A 19,674-nucleotide genomic window follows, 5' to 3' on the forward strand; every position below is an offset into this window, starting at 1 on the left:
ATGGCCACCGGGGTGCGGGCGGCTGGTCGCGTCACCTCGAACGCCGCGCCCGCAGGACGGCCCCGCCGGCGCCGCCGATCACGACCAAAGCGACCGTGACACCGAGGGCGATCCAGAGGGTGTTGCTGTCGTCCGCGGATTCCGCGCTTGCTCCTGTCGCCGAGGTGCCGCCCGTTGACGTCGCATCAGGGGTCTGGGACCGGTCCGCCGCAGACGGTGTCGGTGCGGTGCCGGCCCTCTCCGTCTTGTCGGCGGACTTGGCCAACAGATCTCCGCCGTTCACGTTCGCGAGCGGATCGACGTCCGGCGCTCCCGCGTCGTAATCGGGGTTTGCCAGGACGATGCGCGGCCGGATGAACCCGTAGCCCACGTATCTGCTCGGCTTGTCCTTGGGCCAGGAGCGGCTGGCGGTGTCGATCAGTGCGCGGGTGACCTGGTTGACCGTCCAGTCGGGGTGGGCGGACCAGATCAGTGCGGCGGCAGCGGAGACGAGTGCGGTCGCCTGGCTCGATCCCGCTTCGTCACAGTATGAACGGAAGGTCTGGTCGCACCAGGCGGGGATCGACTTGCCAGGCGCCGCGAGGTCGGCATATCCCTGTGACGATATTTCCGAGCTCTTCGTAACCGTGTAAGAGGAGTCGACCGCCGCAATGCCGAGTACGTAGGGGTGGGCGGCCGGCATGTCGGGGTGGCCGTCATTTCCTACTGCCGCCACGAGCAGCTTGCCCTTCGAAGCAGCGTATTTGACCGCGGCCTTGGATTCCTCGGAGTGCATGCCTCCGAAGGACATGCTGATGATCTTGGCGTCAGTGTCCGCCGCCGCCCGCAATGCCTGCCAGGCATAGGGTGTCCTGTCCTTGTCCGCCCCGTCCTTGAGTCCTTCGAGTTGCACCCGATACGGGACGACTCCGGCTCCCGGTGCCAGCCCCCGGAGGCCACCTTCGGCACCGGTACCGGCAATCAACTCGGCCATGCTGGTTCCATGGCCCGAGTAGTCGTCAGTGGCGCGGTAGGCGACCGACTTGGGCACTTCGTCGGCCAGAACCTGCCCCTTCAGCGAGGGTGTGTCCGGGTTCACGCCCGTGTCGATGAGAGCGATTTTCACGCCCTCGCCCGTGCTGACCTTCCACATTTGCTCGGTCTGCATCGGCCTCAAATACCACTGCCGCGATTGGGCGTCAGCCGCAGCGGCACCAGGGGCCGGCCCCACGCTCAGAGCCGCCAGAGTGCCGACGATCGCGCCCACCGCGCCCGCTCGCCTACCGCACCGTGTCCCGAGGAGCGCTGCCCGATCGGCTCGTCGGCTGATCCCTGACTTCATGACGTTGTTAGTCCTCGCTAGAGCTCAGTTGGCGACCGGCGGCACATCACGCCGTGGCTTGTCGGGCGGGCCTGGCTCCCCGTCGTCGCCCAAGTAGTCGGGGCACGGGGTTCCCGGCGCGTTTCTGCCCTCGCCAGGCTTCCCCTTGTCAACCGGCACACGGACGAGGCCCGTGCCTCCCCGCGTCATGCCGTTACGCTCGGCCTGGGCGGCGGAGTTGCGCGCGCTCGGGTTGCCGGTCACAGGCTTGGACCCGCCCGTTCCTTCCCGAGCGGCACCACCGGTGCCACCCCCGGGCCTCACCCCGGCCGGGGGCGTTCCGACGACCCCACGCTGCCCGGGACCACCGGTCAACGGCTGAGGCATGGCCTTCGGACCAGCGCCGATCACCGTGCCACGAGGAACCCTCGCACCGCCCTTCGCCGGGAGACCGCCGGCGGTCGTAGGCCGCCCACCGACGACACCGTTCGCGCGACCCGCGCCGGTTGCGGGGCCGGCGGTGGCTCGCGGTGCTGCCGTGCCGCCGACTCGAGGTGTACCCCCGGTGACCCCGTGGCCCATCGAGGACGACTTCGCAGTGGAGCCGGTCGCCCTGCCGGCCGGCTGTCCGGTCGGCGTGGGGCGTCCCGTCTGGCTCGTGGAACCGGCCCCTGTGGCACGCCCAGTGCCGGAGTTGGTCAAGCCGGGCTGAGCGCGACCCTGAGCAGAGGCAGGAGCACGAAGACCGTTCGAACCGCCTGCCGTCCTTCCGGAGACACGGTTCGGAACCGGAGTCCCGTGGCTGTCGAACATGCCGGTCTGCCCACCCACCGTGGGCTGGGTTCCGGTGGCTGGCGGCGTGTGCCCAGTTGCTGTCGTTGTCGTGGCGGGCGGCAGAGTACCGACGCTGTCGATGTTCGTGCGGACAGAGTCCTCCGGGTACGCGACCGTCCCCACGGATGTCGATGGAACCGGAGTGTCGCTTGAGCCGGGCACTCCGCCACGTCCTGCCGATTCAGTCGGCGTGTAACGGCCTGTGCTTGCTGCCGACCCGTCACTGACCGAGGCCGATCCGCCTGCACCAGAACCTTCCGTCCGACGAGGCTGAGGCACGCCGACGTCGGGCATGGACCTGAACGTCGGAGGCTTCTCCTGCAGCGTCTGAAGTTGCTGGCTCGAGACCGCGTAGTACGACGCCAGCCGATTCATCTGGTTGATCGCCTCTTGGCGGTCCTTCTCCACCTTCACAGCGGCGTCGTACTCGCCCTTGTCCGCAGCCTTCTCAGCGTCCGTGAAGCTTTCGGGGCGCTTCCGGTTGTGCGGGTCACGCGCCGGCATGGCACGGCGTACCGACGCGAGGCCGACCGCGGCAGCGGTGATCTGGTCACCCGCTTTTCCGGCGAAGTCGCTCAGGTCGTGTGTGCTGGCGACGAGGGAACTACCCCAGTCCCGGAAGGCAGTGCCGGCCTGGCCGATCCAGCGGAGCTTGTTGATGCGACCGTCGAGCTCGTCGGCTGCCGCCTTCACAGCGTCGCGTGCGTCCCACAGGGCCTTGCCCGACGACTCCAAGTCCTCCGGGTCCGTCTGATCGACCAGGTCGATCATCTCGTTGAGGTCGAGGTTCTTCGCATCGAAGTCCGTGCTGCCGAACACGGCCTTCCCCGGGGCGGTGGCCCCTACCACCGCTCGCAGCGGGTCGCTCACCAGCCTGGCGAGTAGCCCGTTTCCCTCCGGTTCCTCGACCTTCCGAGCGATGTCGGCGAAGGAGTTCTGGTCGGAAACCCTGCCGAGGTCGGCCTTGTGCTGCTCGTCGCTCATCGTCAGGCCCCCATCCCGGACTTGCCATCACCGGAGGAATGGCCGCTCGCCCTGCTCTGGATCTCGTCGATCTCCCACTGGATCGCCCAGAACCTCTGACGCTGTTCCTCTTCGAGGTTGTCGAAGCCGATGGAAGCGCCCCTGACAGCGATGCCGATGGCCTCGATCTGCAGATGCAGGGTCTTGGACAAGGTGGTGAGCTGGTCATGCACGCTGTTGTACTGGGCGTACAGCGTGTGTGCCTCAGGGAAGACGTCGGTCCGACCGTTGCTCAGGGACGATGCTTTGATGGTCTGAGCGCCGACCTTCGTTGGGTCGCCGGCCGAACTCTCAAGATCCCGAAGTACCGCATCCACCCGCGACACGAAGTCGCTGAGCGCTTCGCCGCTGGCCTCCAGATCCGCCGCCCTGGCTGCCGACACGCCCCCCACCATGTCCGCCGGAAGCAAGACATCCCTCCCTGTTTCCCCGTGATAGCCATCGGCCCCGAACAGATCGGGACCGATCGCTCGCTGCCCGCGCGTCAGCAAAGCGAGCTGCGCCTGACAGCGCCATCACCACTGTAGTCACCCTGCGCAACTGGGCCAACCGAGGCGCGTGTTAACTCAGTTACGGGACCGAATGCGATGCCACAGTTGACCGAAGGGAGACTGGCCGCGACCCGCCGCCACCCGGCTCTCGGCTCACTCATCAGCCTGTACGCCGTGAGTCCTGCGGGCCTTGCATGACCTGCCGGGGCACGCCTGCAGCTCCCCGAACCTTCACGCCGGACAATCCACCCGTAAGAGACCTGCGCCTCTTCCTCCCCGGAGCCCGTTGCTAAGTTGGCCACCAAACCACAGCACCGGAGCCACGGCATCCACCTCGCCCCGGATCCGGCGCCGAGCAGCACGGGGGAAGGATCCGCCCATGGCATGGGACGAGTGGGAGCAGCTCAAGACGCAGGCGGTCGAACGTCATTCCGCGCAGATGCAGTTGAACCAACTCGACCCGGGCGACGGCTCCCCCGGCACGGCCGGCGGCGCCGGCAAGTACGGCGACCTGAAGGTGGCGAACGCCTCGTTGGCCAAGATCAGCAAGTCGGCGCATTCCCTGTACAACGCGCTTTGGGACAAGGCTCGCGTCGCCGTTCCCAGCAGCGACTCCGCGGCCAGTGATCTGTCGAAGCAGGGCTTCGCGCTCGGGGCGGGGCTGCAGCACGTGTCGAACCGCTGGGAGCAACAGCTCAAGTCCCTCATGGACGCCTGTGCGCAGATCACGAACCACCTGCAGGTCACAAAGAAGATTCACGCAGGCGACGAGAACTTCATCGTGCGCCAGATGAGCAGCATCGACGCCCTGGACGCCGGCTTCGACGAGCGCGTCGGGCAACCCGGTGAGAAAAACCCTGTGTACGGGGAGAAGAAGGAAGAGAAGAAGAAGGAAGAGTAGCGGAAGGGCCACCTGGGGACACCGGAGTGCCCCCTCCTCGGCCCGAGACCGGCCAGCATCACACCGACTCGCTCTGCCACTGCTCGACACTTCTGGGGATATTCACCGATGGACCTCGAAACCCTGCGCGACGCCAACTTCAAGCTGCTGGACGACGCCGTCACGGACTGGTCTACCCTCGTCAAGAACCTCGCAACGCTGAAGAAGGACGCCGAGGACGAGCTGCACCAGGCTGCGAACAAGGCGGACTGGGCCGGCGTGAACGCTCAAGTTTCGAAGGAATTCATCGGCAAGACGGCCGGCGAGTTCAGCGACGCACACACCCAGGCCAGCACGATCCATAAAATCCTCGCGGACACACGGGGCGAGCTGAAGGGGTATCACCAACAACTCGTCGACGCCATCGAGGGCGGTCGGAAGAGGAATCTGACGGTCATCGGCTACGAGGGTGGATTCACTGTCACGTCGAGCGTGCCGCCGGAGGGTCGGGCACAGCAGGACAAGGACAACCAGTCCGAGATCACCTCACTCCGCGATCAACTCCAGAGCATCCTCGACAAGGCGACCGAGAGCGACAACTCGGCCATGACCGTCCTGCAGGCCATCGCCGATCAGAGCAAACTAGGATTCTCGGACGCCTCGTACAAGGACCGGGACAGCGCCGCCGAGGCCCTCAAGCAGGCCACCGAGCTGGCGAAGCTGGCGCGGAAGGATCCCAAGGACCTCAGCCCTGAGGAATTCGACCGGCTCCTCAACGGGCTTAACAAGTACGGCACCGACGATTTGTTCGCCGAAAGGTTCGCCACGACGCTTGGTCCGCAGAAGACTCTGGAGTTCTGGACCGGTGTCAACGACCCGCACCGGGGCAACTACGAGCTCGGGCAGAAGCGGCTGGACAAGTTCGACGACCTGCAGCGCAGTCTGGGCACCACGCTCGCCAATGCCACGCAGAGCGATTCGGTCGCGATGACCGAGTGGAAGCGCACGTTGATCGACATCGGCGACAAGCCGGTCTACGGCAACAACTGCGGCGGCCCCATGGGCTTCCAGGTCATGAGTAATCTGATGCGGACCGGGGACTATGACGACCAGTTCCTGAAGGACTACGGCAGCAAGCTCATGGCCACCGAGCGCAGGCTCACGGGCAACGGCGAGCACGCCAACATGGCGTGGCAGCACATGGGTGCGGACCCCTGGCTGAACCGCATCGGTGAGGACAGCGGCTCCGACCCGCTTACCGGCTATTTGAAGGGCCTTTCGAACAGTCCTGGCGCGGCCACCGACTTCTTCAACCAGCAGTTCGTCTCGAAGGATGACCCAGACAACCCGTTTGAACGAGACTCGGATGACGAAAACACCCACAAGGGCAAGGTGTCGCTGTCCAACTTCGAGTATCTCTTTGAAGAGCGGGAGTGGCCTCAGGAAACGGACCTCAAGGGAGACGATCTCCACACGGGCCAGAACAATCTGGCCTTGGCTTTGGAAGCGGCTACTACTGGGCACCCGGCAGGCGAGAAGCCGACCGTAGACACTCCTGCTCACAGTGACGGACAGGCCAAGCTTATGCAGAGCATTGTCGCGTCCATCTCGGACAATCCGTCACGCCTCACCAACAACAGCTACATGTCCGACAGTATGGGGCAGATCGCTGCCGAATACATGCCAGATATACACCGGGCTCTGCACCCTGGCACTGAAGGCGAGGAGAACCTCTTCCCAGTGGCAGGTACAGCAGCCAGCCTAAGCGAGGTCGACAGTACACGCTTCCTGTACACCGTCGGACGTAATCCGGAAGGCTATGCCGCTATCAATCTGGGGCAGCACAGCTATACCACTCACATGATGCACCATCACTTCGAGAATCCCAACGCGTACATCAACGATACGAATTTCTCTGAATCCGAGAATCTAAAAAAAACCATCGAGGACATCGCGAGGGTCGCCGGCGAGGTCGAGGGTACCATCGGAGCAGGTCGGGCCTACGAGGGAGAAATCGAGGGTGGCAAGAAGGACGAGGACTACAACTCGGCCCTCGAGAAAGCCAGTACGTGGGGTGGAACCGGTATCGGCATCGGCGTGGGGCTGGCCACCGCGCCGATGACCGGACCGGGAGGTGTCGTCATCGGCGGGGTAGCAGGCACGGCTGCCGATCAAGTCATCGGTGCCATCACCGGCGGCGCCATGAAGGACAGTTCGGGCGAAGTCATCTACCGCAACGGCCAAGATCTGGACGGGACAAAGGAGTCGACGTACCAGCTCGTGGAAATGGCTGCGAAGAAGGCTGGCGACGGCACAGGAAACCCGTCTCCCATGATTGTTTCTTCCGCGGCGACCGCAGCGGAAGCAGGGTTTAACAACGCTGGCAAGAACGTCCATGACGCATTTGAGGGCGAGGGCGTGCCCAGGCAGCTCGAGAAGGAAGACTGAGACGTGAACACCACACAGGTGAAAATCCCGATCGCTGTTGGCGCTGTCGTGGCAGTGGGCCTCCTGGGGTGCGCCGCCTATCTGTTCGAGATCCCCCCATTCGACAAGCAGGTGGCGAAGATCGAAAAGAGCGCGGTATGTGAATCGCTGGGTCCGCCCTCCCAGTCCGTCGCCGCCCTCAAGTCCGTGCTCCCGGAGGCATCGACGTACGCCTTCGACGACGAAGTGACTCTGCGCGTGGATAACCAAGACGATGGATACACCTCGGACTGCTTCGTGTCCGGAGATGGAAAGGATCTCATGAGTGCTCGGACCCAGATGATGCGGGCCGAGCCGGCTCAAACCTGGGTGAGTGGCGAGGTTGAGCAGTATGGGGAGGACTCAGGCCAGCTCACCTCGTTTCAGGCTGGAGAGAAGGGAGTTGCATCATCCTCGCTAGCCGCTGTACTCGTACCTTGCGCCTCCGCCGGAAACATCCCGGGCGGACAGTACAACCTCAGCATTGTCGTGCAGCTGAAGAACGCCGGAAGTTCCGGCACTAATGAAACGCGTTCTGGTCTGATCGAGCTGGCGAAGAGCGCAGCATCGTACGCTCACGCCAAGGCAAAGTGTGACATGCCGTCCACGGTCGGATGACGCTCCCTATTCTCGAAGTGACGGTAGGGGACCTGGCCACGTCGGACATGGCGTATCTTCCAACAACTCCTCGCACCTCTAAACTCGAGGGCCGGAGAACGCTCGACTTACGACGAATTATGCGATCATGAAACTTGACACGGCCCGGTGTTACAAGGGTTCGAATTAGTTGCTCTGGAGTTAGCAGATCCCCGAGCTCGTGCTCTATTTTGGGAAGGCGCGGCCAAAACGATGCCACCCCGGCTCGGGGAGATGCTTCAGAACGGTTCGAAGGCCTTTACTGAACAAATGTGCTTCATGAGCGTCATTATGTTGCCGCGTATGAAGTCGGTCTGGCATGAGTACGCCGATTTCACACTTGGGAAGTTCGCCGCTCTAATTGCCCAGAGTGCGCCGAGCAGGCACAGCAAAGCAGGGCACTTTCGCCACCTCTGAATGACGTCGCCTGGCGGATCAGCACTCGCCCTTGTGGGTGGTCACCGCGAACTTGTAACTCGGGACGGTCACCGTCCCGGGGCCGCCCGCCACACCCGGCGGCTCGTAATCGCCCTCCTTCGAGCGCGTGCGCGTCACCTGCATGCAAAAGGACAGCTCCGCGTCGGAGGCCCTGATCGTGTAGTTGACTTCGTTGGCGTTCCCCGTCGCCTCGGGGGCCGCGTCCACGCCCGACTGCGGAGCATCCCCGCCCCCGTGTTCGACGATCTCGCCTTCGATCGTCGTGGCGTACGCGTCGGCGTCGAAGTCAGCGTCAGAGGCATGAATCTCGCCGTATTGAGAGCTGCCGTCGAGAGCCGTCGTGGCACCCTCGACCGCACTCGTCAGCTCGTCGTCGCTCCACCCCACGTTGTCCTCCGCGGCGATGCCCTGGAAGCCGACGACGACGCCAGCGACGGCCATGACGACCAAGAGGACCCGGGCGGCGGTGAAGGCAGAATCCGGGATCTCCGGGGCCGAGGGGTTCGCTGACTCGCGCCAGGAGCGGACGCGGTCCGCCTTGATGCAGGCCATGAGAATCAGCAGGGCGGAGAGTACGAAGATGAAAACCGTCAGTCCCTTCATGCCTGGCCACCTCCATGCGCGCCCCGCCGCCCCGCATCCCGGATCGCCACCGCGGCACCTCCAAGTCCCGCCACCAAGACCAGTCCACCCACGACCACGTATGTGCCCAGCCGCGTGTTCCGTTGCTCCGGTGTCTCGCCGAAGTGGACCGGTGACACCGACGGCGCCACCCCCTTCGCCACGCCGCTCTCGGGCCTGGGAGACTCCACCGGGTTGGCAGGGTCGATGTCCGTCAACGCCTTGACCGGGTCCACCACCCCCCACCCCACCAGCCGGTCACGGCCGGGGATCGAGCGTTCCGCTGTCTGTTGGATCTGGGCGACGACCTGCTGGGCCGTCCAGTTGGGGTGTTTCGCCTTCAGGAGCGCTGCCACTCCGGCTACATAAGGGGCCGAGAAGCTGGTGCCGTTGTCGGAGCAATGGCCGTCGCCGGGGACAGTGGAGATCATGTCGACACCAGGGGCGGCCACGCCCACGAACTCGCCCGACTGGGAAAAGGACGCGCGCTCGTTGTTGCGGTCCGAGGAGGCCACCGCGAGGACCCCTTCGAATGACGCCGGATACGTGATCTTGACGTTGCCGCCGAGGCCGTCGTTGCCCGCTGAGGCAACCACAACCACCTTGTGGTCGAGAGCGTAATCGACGGCTTGCTTGAGGCTGGCCTCAGGCCTGACCGCGTTGGCCGTGTCCTGGGAGATGTTGATGACGTCGGCACCCGCGTCCACGGCGTAGCGAATGGACAGGGCCAGATACTCGGCCGTCCCGTTGCCCTGGGCGTCGTTTTGTTGGATGGGGATGATCGTGGCCTCAGGAGCGAGGCCGACGAAGCCGGTCCCCTTGGCCGGGCGGGCGGCGATGATGCCGGCCACCCGCGTGCCGTGGCCGACGGTGTCCGTCGTGCCCTGCTCGTTGCCGCGTTCGATCTTCTCGCCCTTGGCGTTCTTCGGTGGGAGGAAGTTCCTGCCCTTGGCGACGTCGACAGCACGGGCGAGTTGGGGGTTTTTGACGTCGACGCCGGTGTCGATCACCGCTACCTGGGCTCCCTTGCCCTTCGTCTCCGCCCAGAGCTCGTCGAGGTTGACCCGTTGCAGCGACCACGGGCGGCCCTCGTACTTCTTCGAGGGGAATGTGCACTGGCCGCTGTCGTCCGCTCGTGCCACGGGTGCCAGAAAGGCGAGATGCGCCGTGGCCGCGAAAGAGGTCGTGGTGACCAGGGCCGCCGCGACCGTACATCCCCTCCGCGCTGCCAGGGCCTTACGCGCCTTGGGCCTCATGTCGCCCTCTCCTCAGCATGAGTTCGCTCTCCTACAGGACTGTGCCGGCTACGAACCCTGTGGCTGCCGTGCCGCCGCCTCCGACAGGCGTGGTCCGGTCGGCAGGAACGTCGACCACTCCGCCGGGACAGGAGTCGGGTCGACCTGCTCGTAACCCAGCCGGGTCTGGGCGATCTTGGCTTCGGTCAGCTCCTGCTGACGCTGCTTGGCGGAGGTTCCGATGCCCTTGTCGTCGCTCGCGCTGTCACTGTTGGACTGCAGGGCATAGCGCAGGCCGGTGTCGGTGACCAGGAAGACGCTGCCTGCCTTGGTCTCCTTGCCCTTGAACTGGCGGTAGAGCTGGCCGGAGCCCGGGGTGACGTAGGCGCTGGACGACCCGGTGGGCAGCTGCGCGGGGAAGTCGGTGCCCACCCAGGTGGACAAGGTGGTCGCGCCGCTGCCCACGTCGACCGAGCGCAGGACGTTGCAGACGGTGTTGCGCCCGCTCGTCGCGCTGGCGCCGTCGTTGACCGTCCTCGGCTTGTACGCCGGCCACTTCTTGCTGCCCATGAAGGTCGTGCTCTCCACGACCGCACCGGGGCTGACCTGCTGCGCCTCGCCCGCCTGCCCGACGGCTACCAGGTCGCTGCTGTTGAGCAGCAGCGTAGCGGTGAACTCGGAGATGCGGGCTACGCGGCCGGGGAGTACGACGTAGTACTGCATTCTCGTGCCGTCGTAGGCCTTGATGACCATGCCCACCTTGTCGTACTCCCCGAGGCTGTCGGAGGCGCCTGCCGCCTGGCCCGGCGTGCCCTCGATCGTCGGAATCGAGAGCGGGTCACCCGTGCGCAGGGTGTCGAGCCACTCCTGTGACACCCGCTGCGGGGCGCGGCTCCGGGTGTCGAGAGCCTTGAGGAGTTCCTTGTCGGTCGGGTTGGCGATCCGGTACGCGTAGCCACGGGAGTCGATGACGTACTGGGTCTTGCCGTCCGGGCCGACGACGTACATCAGGTCACCCCTGGCGAGCTTGTCGTCGCCCTCGGTCCTGGACCACTCCTTCTCGGCGAGGACGAACGCCGCCTTCTGAATGGCACGGCCGCCGTCTGCGGGACGCTCGCAGACCATCCAGCGCTTGGGGGCCTCCGCCTCGCCGCCGGACGGCAGCCGGTCGGGGGCGTACGGGATGCCGATCGTGGCGCCGTGCGGCGGTTTGCCGCTGTCCAGGACCTTCTCGTCGACGGTGATGACGCTGGTCTTGCTCGGGTCCAGGAGCAGCTTGGCGGACGCCATGTTGAGCACCGGATGCAGCTGCTTCTCGCCGCCCGTTTTCAGCACGACGTACCGCGTGGTCGAGTCACTCGCGACGATGACGTGCTCACCCGGCTCGTCCCAGCCTCGGGGGGCCGTCGGGCTGAACAGGCCTACGGCCCCGAACACCGCGAGGACCACCACGCCGACGACGGTGCCGGGCCAGACCGCGCTCAGTGGCTTGGGTGCTCCCTCCTCCGAACCCGAAGGCGAGGGACGCAGAAAGGATGCGAGTGTGCGGCGCTTCGCGAAGGTGTAGGCGTTGAGTTCGTCACGCCGTGATGCCATGTTGTCCGCTCACTCCTCGTGCGGAGCCATGGGGCACGTCAAGATCCGTCCCCCGGCTTTCGGTTCCCTCTGCTGCCTCGGTTGTCAGCTCCGGCCCCTACTATGCCTGTTGCGTGGGCCCACGTGCGGCACGGGTAGGGTGCCATGGCGGCCCCAAGAGGCTTGCGCTGCGCTGGATTCGGGATCATTCGGGGGTTTGTGAGTGATGGCTTCCGCACCGCGGGCCAGGTCGCGGTCGCAATCGGGGTCGCGTCCGCGTAGCGTCGGCCGACCAGGCCCTCAGGGCTCCGCACCGGCCACGCCTGGCAGGGCGGCGACCGGCAGCACCGTCACACCTGCCTTGAGGGCGCGCTCGAATCGCGGTGGTTCGTTCGCGGTGCAGCGGCTCGTGCTGCTGGAGCTGGCGGCGGCGCTCGTGGTCGGCGGCTGGTGCGTCGGCACCTACGCACTGGTCCCGGCTGCCGCTGTCGCCGCCCTGCTCGTGGCACTCGCGTTCGTACGGCGCCGTGGACGCTCCCTGCCCGAGTGGCTGGCGTCCGTGCAGGCCTTGCGATCCCGTCGCCGGAGTGCCGCGAACTCACCGGTACCTCCCGGCACCGACTCCGGTCTTGTCCCTGCCGTCGAGTGCGTCCCGAGCCTGCGCACGTACAGCTACAGCCGTGGCGACGACCGGCGGCCGGTCGGCATGGTGGGTGACGGGTCCTTCCTCACTGTGGTGCTCCAGGTGGAGGCGGACGCCGGTGCCCTACGCGCCGAACTGAGCCGCAGGCCGCTGCCCGTGGCCCACGTGCGGGACGCTTTGGAGGTGGACGGGATACGTCTGGAGTCGGCGCAGATCGTGGTGCACACCCAGCCGGCTCCCGCCCCGCATCTGCCGCAGCAGTCGGTCGTGGTGACCAACTACACGCAGCTGCAGGCGCAAGTCGCCTCACCTGCCGTCAGGATCATGTGGGTCGCGCTGAAACTGGATCCCGAGCTGTGCCCGGAAGCGGTGGCCGCGCGCGGGGGCGGACTCCTGGGGGCGCAGAAGTGCCTTTCGCGGGCGGGGGAACACCTGTCGAGCCGACTGGCCGGTGCCGGATTCCGCGCAACCCTGCTCACGGAGGAGGAATTGACGGCCGCCATCGCCACCTCCGTGTGTGCCAACCCGATGGTCACCGCCCAGGCCGAGCGTGGTGAAGCCCCGCATCGGCGAACCGAGGAATCCAGCCGTAGCTGGCGCTGCGACAACCGTCGGCACACCACCTATTGGGTGCGCCGCTGGCCTCCACTGGGAGGGGCGGGTGCTGCGCCGGCGCAGTTGGTGGCATGGTTGACCTCGGTTCCCGCACTGGCGACGACGTTCAGCCTCACGCTCGCCCGGGGCGGGCATCAAGATGTGACGGTGGCAGGACACCTGCGCATCACAGGCAGAAGCAGTGATGAACTGACGGCTGCCCGGCGTGATGTCGAGCATGCGGCACGGCAGGCCCGGGTCGGGCTCGCCCGTCTGGACCGCGAACAGCTCCCCGGCGTTCTCGCCACTCTGCCGCTCGGAGGGGCCCGCTGATGGGCATGACACCGACTGCGCCCTCGCCTCGAACCGGCGGCGAGCCACACACTCCCGGCTTCGGACAGCGACTGCGCACGGGCTTCGGTCTGCTCGGCCCCCGGCACCCGCGGCACTCACTGTCGGTGGAAGAGATAGACGTCCTGTCCCTGCCCGTGGGTGACGACGGCGTGGTGGTCGGAGTGAACACCGAGGGCCAGCCCGCCGTGCTCGGGGTGAATCGTCCTTCGCCCTACGGTGTCGTGCTCATCGGTGGCCTGTGGACGGCCCAGGTCCTCGCTCTGCGCTCAGCGGCCACGGGTGCCCGTGTCGCCGTAGAGACGGGACGCCCGCAGGCCTGGGCGCGGATGGTGCATGCCTTGGGCGGCGGGCAGAACGGCCTGTCGGTGTACGACGTCGGCCGGGTGCCCCCGCAAGGTGCCTCGGCGGGTACGCCGGTGCTGGTGGTGAGAGATTGCGGTATGCGCCCGCCGCGTGGACGGGTCGTGTCAGGCCCTTGGCAGTCGGTGCTGACCTTGCTGCCGTATCTGAGCCCCGTCGCCCCGCGACTGATTCGGCAGGCACAGCTCGTCGGTGTGCAGCGGGTCTCGCCCGACGAGGCGGCGGAGCTGGGCCGCACCTTGGCTCTGCCTCAGGGTGACGTGGGGTCGCTGCCTACGCTGCCCGACGGGGTCACGCTGTGGTGTGCCGAGGGCGACCGGCAGTATGTGACTACGCAGCCCACGGATACCGAGACGGGGCTCCTGGGCACCCCGCGGCGAGTTGACTGACGTCACGTCTCCCTGAGCTGAACGTTCCCGTCCGGTTTATGCCCATTGAGCAGTGAGCGTACATCCCGTATGCGTCGCTTGTGGCAATCGGCTGTGGATGGAGAGGTGGGCGGGCCTGACGCGTTCGGGTCGGTCGTGATTAGGCTGGGACGGGGCGCGACGTCAGAACCCGTGGAGTGGGCGTCGGTGCCCCAGGGGGAGAGCGGGGAAGCCTGTGGAGCGGACTGCCTCGGACGACCTCGATACGCCGCAAACGACTTCGCACGACGCCGGACGACAAGCAAGGGTCGCCCCCAGCACGGCATGAGGGTGCTCGACCACACCAGGAGGAACACTGTGAGCAGCGATCGGGACGGGATCCGCGGGGGCTGGGCGACACCCGGCGATGACCAGCCCGACGCGGAGTCCGCAGCGGAGATGACGGGCGAGTTCACCATCGACTACGCGCCGCCCGCCTGGTACACGCAGAACGCCTCGGGGAGTTCGGGCTCGGGGCAGGGCGCGGGGGCGTCCGAGGAGTCCAGCGCGTCGGGGGCGGCCGCGGATCCCGGGGCCGCGAAGGGGCCGGTGCCGCCGTTGCCGGGGCTGACTCCACCGCCGCATGCCCATCCTGGTGGGGCCGCGTCCTCCCCGTCGTCCCCTCAGGGGCAGGGCTCCGCGCCCGCTCCGGCTCCCGGGGCGCCCTTCACTCCGCCCGTGCCGCCGCCCGCTCCGGGCGCCCCTTTCACGCCTCCCGCGCCCGCGCCGGGTGCGCCTTTCACGCCGCCGGCGCCTCCCACGCCTCCCGCGCCGTCCGCCGGAGGGTCGGCCGCCATGCCCAAGCTTCCGATGGGGAGCGGTTTCGAGCCGCAGGGGTCGCAGCCGCAGCCCCAGGGGCAGACCGAGGGGCCCGCGGCCGACGGGCCCGCGTCCTCTCCGGCCTCTGCGCCGAACTTCCCCGGGGGATACCAGGCGCCGTGGCCGCCGTCGACTCCTCCGGTGGCGGCTCCCCAGGCTCCGCCCGCTGCTCCAACCGCTCCCGAGGCTCCGGTCACTCCCCCCGTTCCGGCTGCTTTCCCTTCCGCCTCCGAGGAGAAGGAGTCGGAGAGCAGTGATCTGGAGAGCGGTGCCACCATGCGCTTCTCCGCCGTCGCCCTGAAGCAGGAGATCGCGGAGCGCGCCGCCGCGGCGGAGGCGCGTCTGGACTCGGTGGACGCGGGCCGGGATCAGGACCAGGACAAGGACAGGGGCAAGACGGAAGCCGACCCGGTCGCTTCCGGCTCGGCCGATGACGCACCCGAGCCGCGTGAGGACTCCGGCGGTGATGTCGAGCGTGCGCCCTCCGACGCCGGCGAGGATGGCGCCGGGGTGACCGAGGGAGAGGCACCCGCAGCTTCTCCTGTGGACGCCGACGACTCCGTGTCGCGGGATGACGCGCCCAAAGACGCGGCCCTCGCAGCGGAGGCGCCCGAGGCGCCCGAGGCGTCTGCGGACGCGGTGGCCGAGGACGAGACCCCGACGGCCCCCGAGGCGAACGACGCGCAGCCCGCCGAAACCGAGTCCGCCGACACCGAGTCCCCCGACGCCCCTGCCACGGACGCCGCGGACGCCGCGGACACCCCGCCCGCCGATGCCGCGTCCGAGGACACCGGGTCGGCTGATGCCGCTGCGCCGGAGGCTCCCGACGCCCGGTCGGCCTGGACTCCCCCGGCCCCGCACGGCGTGCCGCCGCTGCCGCCGTCGTACCAGCCGGCCGCCCCGGCACCTGCGAGCCAGTGGCCCGCCCAGCAGCAGCCCCAGCCGCAGGCACAGCCCACGGACCCGAACGCGCCCGCCCAGCCGCAGCCGGCGGCCGCGCAGGGGCAGCCGCCGGTGCCGCCCCAGCCGTCGGTGCCGGCCCAGCAGCCGCCGTTCCAGCCGCAGGCGCCGCAGCCCGCGCCCGCCGGGTGGAACCAGCCGCCCGCACCGAACCAGCCGCCCGCCCAGCCCGCACCGCAGCCCGGCGGCTACGGCTTCCCCCACCCGGGCGCCCCCACTCAGCAGCCTCCGGCCCAGCAGCCCCCGGCCCAGCCGCAGCCGGACGGCCCGCCCGCCCCGGCGCCCGACGCGCAAGGCGGCTACGGCTTCCCGCACCCCGGCGCGCAGCCCCCGGCCCAGCCGCAGCCCGGCGCCCCTCAGGGCGGTTACGGCTTCCCGCAGCAGGGCACCCCCGCCCCTGCCGCGCCCGCCCCCCAGGGCGGATACGGCTTCCCGCACCCCGGCACCCCCAACGCCCAGGGCGGCTACGGCTTCCCCCACCCGGGCGCGCAGCCCCCGGCCCAGCCGCAGCCCGGCGAGCAGGCCCAGCAGCCGGTGGACCCCCGTACCGGCGCGGCCTGGCCGCAGCCCATGCAGCACGACCAGCGGCAGCCGACCAACCCCGGTGCGGCGCCGCTCGGTTACACCGCTGCGGTGGAGCTGTCGTCCGACCGGCTGCTCAACAGCAAGAGGCAGAAGGCGAAGAGCAGCCGTCCGGCGGCCGGCGGTGGCCGGTTCAAGCTGGGCGGGAAGAAGGAGGAGGCCGAGCGGCAGCGGAAGCTGGAGCTGATCCGCACGCCCGTGCTGTCCTGCTACCGGATCGCCGTGATCAGCCTCAAGGGCGGCGTCGGCAAGACGACCACGACCACCGCGCTGGGCTCCACGCTCGCCACCGAGCGGCAGGACAAGATCCTCGCGATCGACGCCAACCCGGACGCGGGCACTCTCGGGCGCCGGGTGCGGCGTGAGACCGGGGCCACCATCCGTGACCTCGTCCAGGCGATCCCGTACCTCAACTCGTACATGGACATCCGGCGGTTCACGTCCCAGGCGCCGTCCGGGCTGGAGATCATCGCCAACGACGTCGACCCGGCGGTGTCCACGACGTTCAACGACGAGGACTACCGGCGTGCGATCGACGTGCTGGGCAAGCAGTACCCGGTGATCCTCACCGACTCCGGCACCGGTCTGCTCTACAGCGCCATGCGCGGTGTGCTGGACCTCGCCGACCAGCTCATCATCATCTCGACGCCGTCCGTGGACGGCGCGAGCAGCGCGAGCACGACCCTGGACTGGCTGTCGGCGCACGGCTACGCCGACCTCGTCTCGCGGTCCATCACCGTCATCTCCGGGGTGCGCGAGACCGGCAAGATGATCAAGGTCGAGGACATCGTGTCGCACTTCGAGACGCGCTGCCGGGGCGTCATCGTCGTGCCGTTCGACGAGCATCTCGCCGCCGGTGCCGAGGTCGACCTCGACATGATGCGGCCGAAGGTGCGGGAGGCGTACTTCAACCTCGCGGCGATGGTCGCCGAGGACTTCACGCGCCACCAGCAGGCGCACGGCCTGTGGACGTCCGACGGCAACCCGCCGCCGGTGGCCGCCCCGCCGCTGCCCGGCCAGGCCGTCCCGCCCCAGCCTCCGTACCCGGGACAGCAGCCGGCTCCCGGTCAGCAGATCCCCGGGCAGCCCGGCCCGTACCCCCAGCAGCCGCAGCCGGGACAGCCGTACGCCCAGCCGGGCCAGCCCCCGGCCCAGCCGGGTCAGCCGTACCCGCAGGCCGCGGGCCAGCCGCCCTACCCGCAGCCGGGACAGCCGGGCTACGGCTACCCCCAGCCCGGCCAGCCGGCGTACCCGGCCCAGCCCGACGGGCAGACGCCGCCCCCGCCCCCGACGCAGTAATCGGCTCACCCGATCGGCCCCTTTCGAGGGGCCGATCCCCTGTCAGGCCCGCGCCGTTCCGACTCGGCGCGGGCCTCGGCGCGTCCAGGGGCGAAATCCGTTGCCAGGCCCTGGCCAGGGGCGCGTCAGTGGTCTCGACCAATGGGCACGAAAAGCTCGCCAATTCGTTATTTCCGCAGGCCACAAGGGGTGAACGTGCCGTTGACGGGTGGGAACGGCCGCTGATACACACTCAGCATCCACTGACAGCTGATCAACCCGTCCTTCCCGTCCGAGCGATGACGCGAGGTCCGACCATGGGCACGAACGATCAGACACGCAGCCTCCCGCGCGGCCTCCGGCTCGTCGCCGCGGCCGGGGCGGCCGCCCTCACCCTCACCGCCGGTCTCGCCACCCCGCTCGACCCGGCGCCCCGGCAGGCCCGGGCGGCCGACGACGGCAAGAAGGTGCTGACCGTCGCGGTGGCGCAGAGCGTGGACTCGCTCAGCCCGTTCCTGGCCGTCCGGCTGCTCAGCACGAGCATCCACCGGCTCATGTACGAGTACCTGACGAACTACGACCCCAAGGACAACCACGCCATCCCGGGTCTGGCCACCAAGTGGGAGTCGTCGCCGGACAAGCTGACCTGGACGTACACGATCCGCTCGAACTCGAAGTGGTCGGACGGCCGGCAGGCCACCGCCGAGGACGCGGCGTGGACGTTCAACAAGATGATGACCGACTCCGGCGCGGCCACGGCGAACGGCAGCTACGTCGGGAACTTCAAGAAGGTGACCGCCCCGAGCCCCACCGAGCTGGTCATCGAGCTGAAGAAGCCGCAGGCCACGATGACCGCGCTCGACGTGCCGATCGTGCCGAAGCACGTGTGGGAGAAGGTCTCGGACTTCTCCGAGTTCAACAACGACAAGAGCTTCCCCGTCGTCGGCAACGGGCCGTTCGTGCTGACCGGCTACGAGGCCGACAGCTACGTCCGCCTCAAGGCCAACAAGAGCTTCTGGCGCGGAGCGCCCAAGTTCGACGAGCTGGTCTTCCGCTACTACAAGGACCAGGACGCCGCCGTCTCGGCGCTGCGCAAGGGCGAGGTGTCCTTCGTCGCCGGATCGCCGTCGCTGACGCCCGCTCAGGCGGAGTCCCTGGAGGGCGCGGAGAACATCAAGGTCAACGACGCCCCCGGCCGCCGCTTCTACGCCCTCGCCACCAACCCGGGCGCGAAGGCGAAGAACGGCAAGAAGTTCGGCGACGGCCACCCCTCCCTGCTGGACCAGCGGGTGCGCAACGCGCTGTTCATGGCCGTGGACCGCGAGGCCATCATCGACAAGGTGTTCCGGGGCCACGCCGTCGAGGGCGAGGGCTACATCCCGCCGCGCTTCTCGCAGTACTTCTGGAAGCCGTCCGCGAGCCAGAAGCTGGCGTACGACCCGGCGAAGGCCGCTCAGCTGCTCGACCGGGCGGGCTACCGGAAGAACGGCGACGGCAGGCGCGTCGGCAAGGACGGCAAGCCGATCACCTACCGGGTGCTGTGCCACGCCACCGACCCGAACGACAAGGCGGTCGGCAAGTACCTCCAGGAGTGGTGGGGCGACCTCGGCATCGGCGTCCGGCTCGACTGCCTGGACAACGTGACCGACCCCTGGCTCGCCGGCAAGTACGACCTGGCGTTCGACGGCTGGTCCGTGAACCCCGACCCTGACTTCGTGCTCTCCATCCACACCTGCGGCGCCCTGCCCGCGACCCCGCAGGACACGGGCGCGACCGACAACTTCATCTGCGACAAGCAGTACGACGAGCTCTACGCCCGCCAGCTCGCCGAGTACGACCCCGCCAAACGGGCGGACATCGTCAAGCGGATGGAGTCGCGGCTGTACGACCTCGGGTACATGAACGTCATGGCGTACCCGAACGCGGTCGAGGCCTACCGGACGGACCAGATCAAGTCGATCACGACCATGCCGGCGAAGGCGGGCAACATCTACGGCCAGGACGGCTACTGGAGCTGGTGGTCGGCGGTGCCGGCGGACGCGAGCGGCTCGTCGGACAACGCGTCCTCGACGGGGGTCGTGGTCGGGATCGTCGCGGCAGTCGTGATCCTCGGCGGGCTCGGCGCCTTCGCGGCGATGCGGCGGCGGGCCACCGCCGAGGACCGCGAGTAGACGGGCG

13 protein-coding genes are annotated in these 19,674 nt (G+C 68.1%); 7 read left to right on the forward strand and 6 right to left on the reverse strand.

From position 1 onward, the window contains the following. Positions 1-31 precede the first annotated feature (31 nt). The 3 genes from ABZ948_RS33420 to ABZ948_RS33430 form a co-directional block, all read right to left on the reverse strand. On the reverse strand, positions 32-1,246 hold the full coding sequence (locus ABZ948_RS33420) for a S8 family serine peptidase (RefSeq protein ID WP_435857701.1): 1,215 nt from the start codon (positions 1,244-1,246) through the stop codon (positions 32-34). Positions 1,247-1,345: 99 nt separating this feature from the next. Further along, positions 1,346-3,118, reverse strand: coding sequence for a hypothetical protein (locus ABZ948_RS33425; RefSeq protein WP_359765950.1), 1,773 nt, complete (start codon positions 3,116-3,118; stop codon positions 1,346-1,348). A 2-nt stretch (positions 3,119-3,120) separates the two neighbouring features. Continuing rightward, complete coding sequence (locus tag ABZ948_RS33430) at positions 3,121-3,540, reverse strand: DUF2563 family protein (RefSeq protein WP_359765952.1); 420 nt, start codon at positions 3,538-3,540, stop codon at positions 3,121-3,123. 487 nt (positions 3,541-4,027) lie between these two features. Here ABZ948_RS33430 and ABZ948_RS33435 point away from each other — a divergent pair, with 487 nt between their 5' ends. The 3 genes from ABZ948_RS33435 (at position 4,028) to ABZ948_RS33445 (ending at position 7,612) form a co-directional block, all read left to right on the forward strand. Further along, positions 4,028-4,549 (forward strand): hypothetical protein, encoded by a 522-nt coding sequence (locus tag ABZ948_RS33435; RefSeq protein WP_037767793.1) that lies wholly within the window; start codon positions 4,028-4,030, stop codon positions 4,547-4,549. A gap of 108 nt (positions 4,550-4,657) precedes the next feature. Next, positions 4,658-6,976 (forward strand): hypothetical protein, encoded by a 2,319-nt coding sequence (locus tag ABZ948_RS33440; protein WP_359765954.1) that lies wholly within the window; start codon positions 4,658-4,660, stop codon positions 6,974-6,976. A 3-nt stretch (positions 6,977-6,979) separates the two neighbouring features. Then, positions 6,980-7,612, forward strand: a complete 633-nt coding sequence (locus tag ABZ948_RS33445; RefSeq protein ID WP_359765956.1) for a hypothetical protein — start codon at positions 6,980-6,982, stop codon at positions 7,610-7,612. Positions 7,613-8,065: 453 nt separating this feature from the next. On the opposite strand, the gene ABZ948_RS33450 is transcribed toward ABZ948_RS33445, so the two are convergent. The 3 genes from ABZ948_RS33450 to eccB are packed head-to-tail and all read right to left on the reverse strand — an operon-like array spanning position 8,066 to position 11,520. Then, on the reverse strand, positions 8,066-8,671 hold the full coding sequence (locus tag ABZ948_RS33450) for a hypothetical protein (RefSeq protein ID WP_359765958.1): 606 nt from the start codon (positions 8,669-8,671) through the stop codon (positions 8,066-8,068). Continuing rightward, positions 8,668-9,945 carry a type VII secretion-associated serine protease mycosin gene (gene mycP / locus ABZ948_RS33455; RefSeq protein WP_359765960.1) on the reverse strand — a complete coding sequence of 426 codons (1,278 nt, stop codon included), beginning with the start codon at positions 9,943-9,945 and terminating at the stop codon, positions 8,668-8,670. Before mycP ends, ABZ948_RS33450 begins: the two co-directional genes overlap by 4 nt. Positions 9,946-9,993: 48 nt before the next feature. After that, positions 9,994-11,520 (reverse strand): type VII secretion protein EccB, encoded by a 1,527-nt coding sequence (gene eccB / locus ABZ948_RS33460; RefSeq protein ID WP_359765962.1) that lies wholly within the window; start codon positions 11,518-11,520, stop codon positions 9,994-9,996. A 205-nt stretch (positions 11,521-11,725) separates the two neighbouring features. On the opposite strand from eccB, the gene eccE reads away from it, so the two are divergent. The 4 genes from eccE to ABZ948_RS33480 all read left to right on the forward strand — a co-directional run bounded on the left by eccE (position 11,726) and on the right by ABZ948_RS33480 (position 19,667). After that, complete coding sequence (gene eccE / locus ABZ948_RS33465; RefSeq protein WP_359765964.1) at positions 11,726-13,069, forward strand: type VII secretion protein EccE; 1,344 nt, start codon at positions 11,726-11,728, stop codon at positions 13,067-13,069. Beyond that, positions 13,069-13,839 carry a hypothetical protein gene (locus ABZ948_RS33470; protein WP_435857702.1) on the forward strand — a complete coding sequence of 257 codons (771 nt, stop codon included), beginning with the start codon at positions 13,069-13,071 and terminating at the stop codon, positions 13,837-13,839. The genes eccE and ABZ948_RS33470 overlap by 1 nt, the downstream gene beginning before the upstream one ends. 303 nt (positions 13,840-14,142) lie before the next feature. Further along, the gene (locus tag ABZ948_RS33475) at positions 14,143-17,517 is read left to right on the forward strand and encodes an SCO5717 family growth-regulating ATPase (RefSeq protein WP_435857703.1); all 3,375 of its coding nucleotides are present in this window, start codon (positions 14,143-14,145) and stop codon (positions 17,515-17,517) included. Between the two features lie 296 nt (positions 17,518-17,813). Continuing rightward, positions 17,814-19,667: an ABC transporter substrate-binding protein gene (locus ABZ948_RS33480; RefSeq protein WP_359765968.1), complete on the forward strand. Its 1,854-nt coding sequence runs from the start codon at positions 17,814-17,816 to the stop codon at positions 19,665-19,667. The last annotated feature ends 7 nt before the right edge of the window (positions 19,668-19,674 follow it).

Source organism: Streptomyces olindensis, from assembly GCF_040645895.1.
In the GTDB taxonomy this organism is placed as follows: Bacteria; Actinomycetota; Actinomycetes; order Streptomycetales; family Streptomycetaceae; genus Streptomyces; species Streptomyces olindensis.

Coding starts and splice junctions, on each gene's coding strand:
- ABZ948_RS33425 (WP_359765950.1), bottom strand. CDS start 3,118: ATGAGCGACGAGCAGCACAAGGCCGACCTCGGCAGGGTTTCCGACCAG.
- ABZ948_RS33435 (WP_037767793.1), top strand. CDS start 4,028: ATGGCATGGGACGAGTGGGAGCAGCTCAAGACGCAGGCGGTCGAACGT.
- ABZ948_RS33440 (WP_359765954.1), top strand. CDS start 4,658: ATGGACCTCGAAACCCTGCGCGACGCCAACTTCAAGCTGCTGGACGAC.
- ABZ948_RS33450 (WP_359765958.1), bottom strand. CDS start 8,671: ATGAAGGGACTGACGGTTTTCATCTTCGTACTCTCCGCCCTGCTGATT.
- mycP (WP_359765960.1), bottom strand. CDS start 9,945: ATGAGGCCCAAGGCGCGTAAGGCCCTGGCAGCGCGGAGGGGATGTACG.
- eccB (WP_359765962.1), bottom strand. CDS start 11,520: ATGGCATCACGGCGTGACGAACTCAACGCCTACACCTTCGCGAAGCGC.
- eccE (WP_359765964.1), top strand. CDS start 11,726: ATGGCTTCCGCACCGCGGGCCAGGTCGCGGTCGCAATCGGGGTCGCGT.
- ABZ948_RS33470 (WP_435857702.1), top strand. CDS start 13,069: ATGGGCATGACACCGACTGCGCCCTCGCCTCGAACCGGCGGCGAGCCA.
- ABZ948_RS33475 (WP_435857703.1), top strand. CDS start 14,143: ATGAGGGTGCTCGACCACACCAGGAGGAACACTGTGAGCAGCGATCGG.
- ABZ948_RS33480 (WP_359765968.1), top strand. CDS start 17,814: ATGGGCACGAACGATCAGACACGCAGCCTCCCGCGCGGCCTCCGGCTC.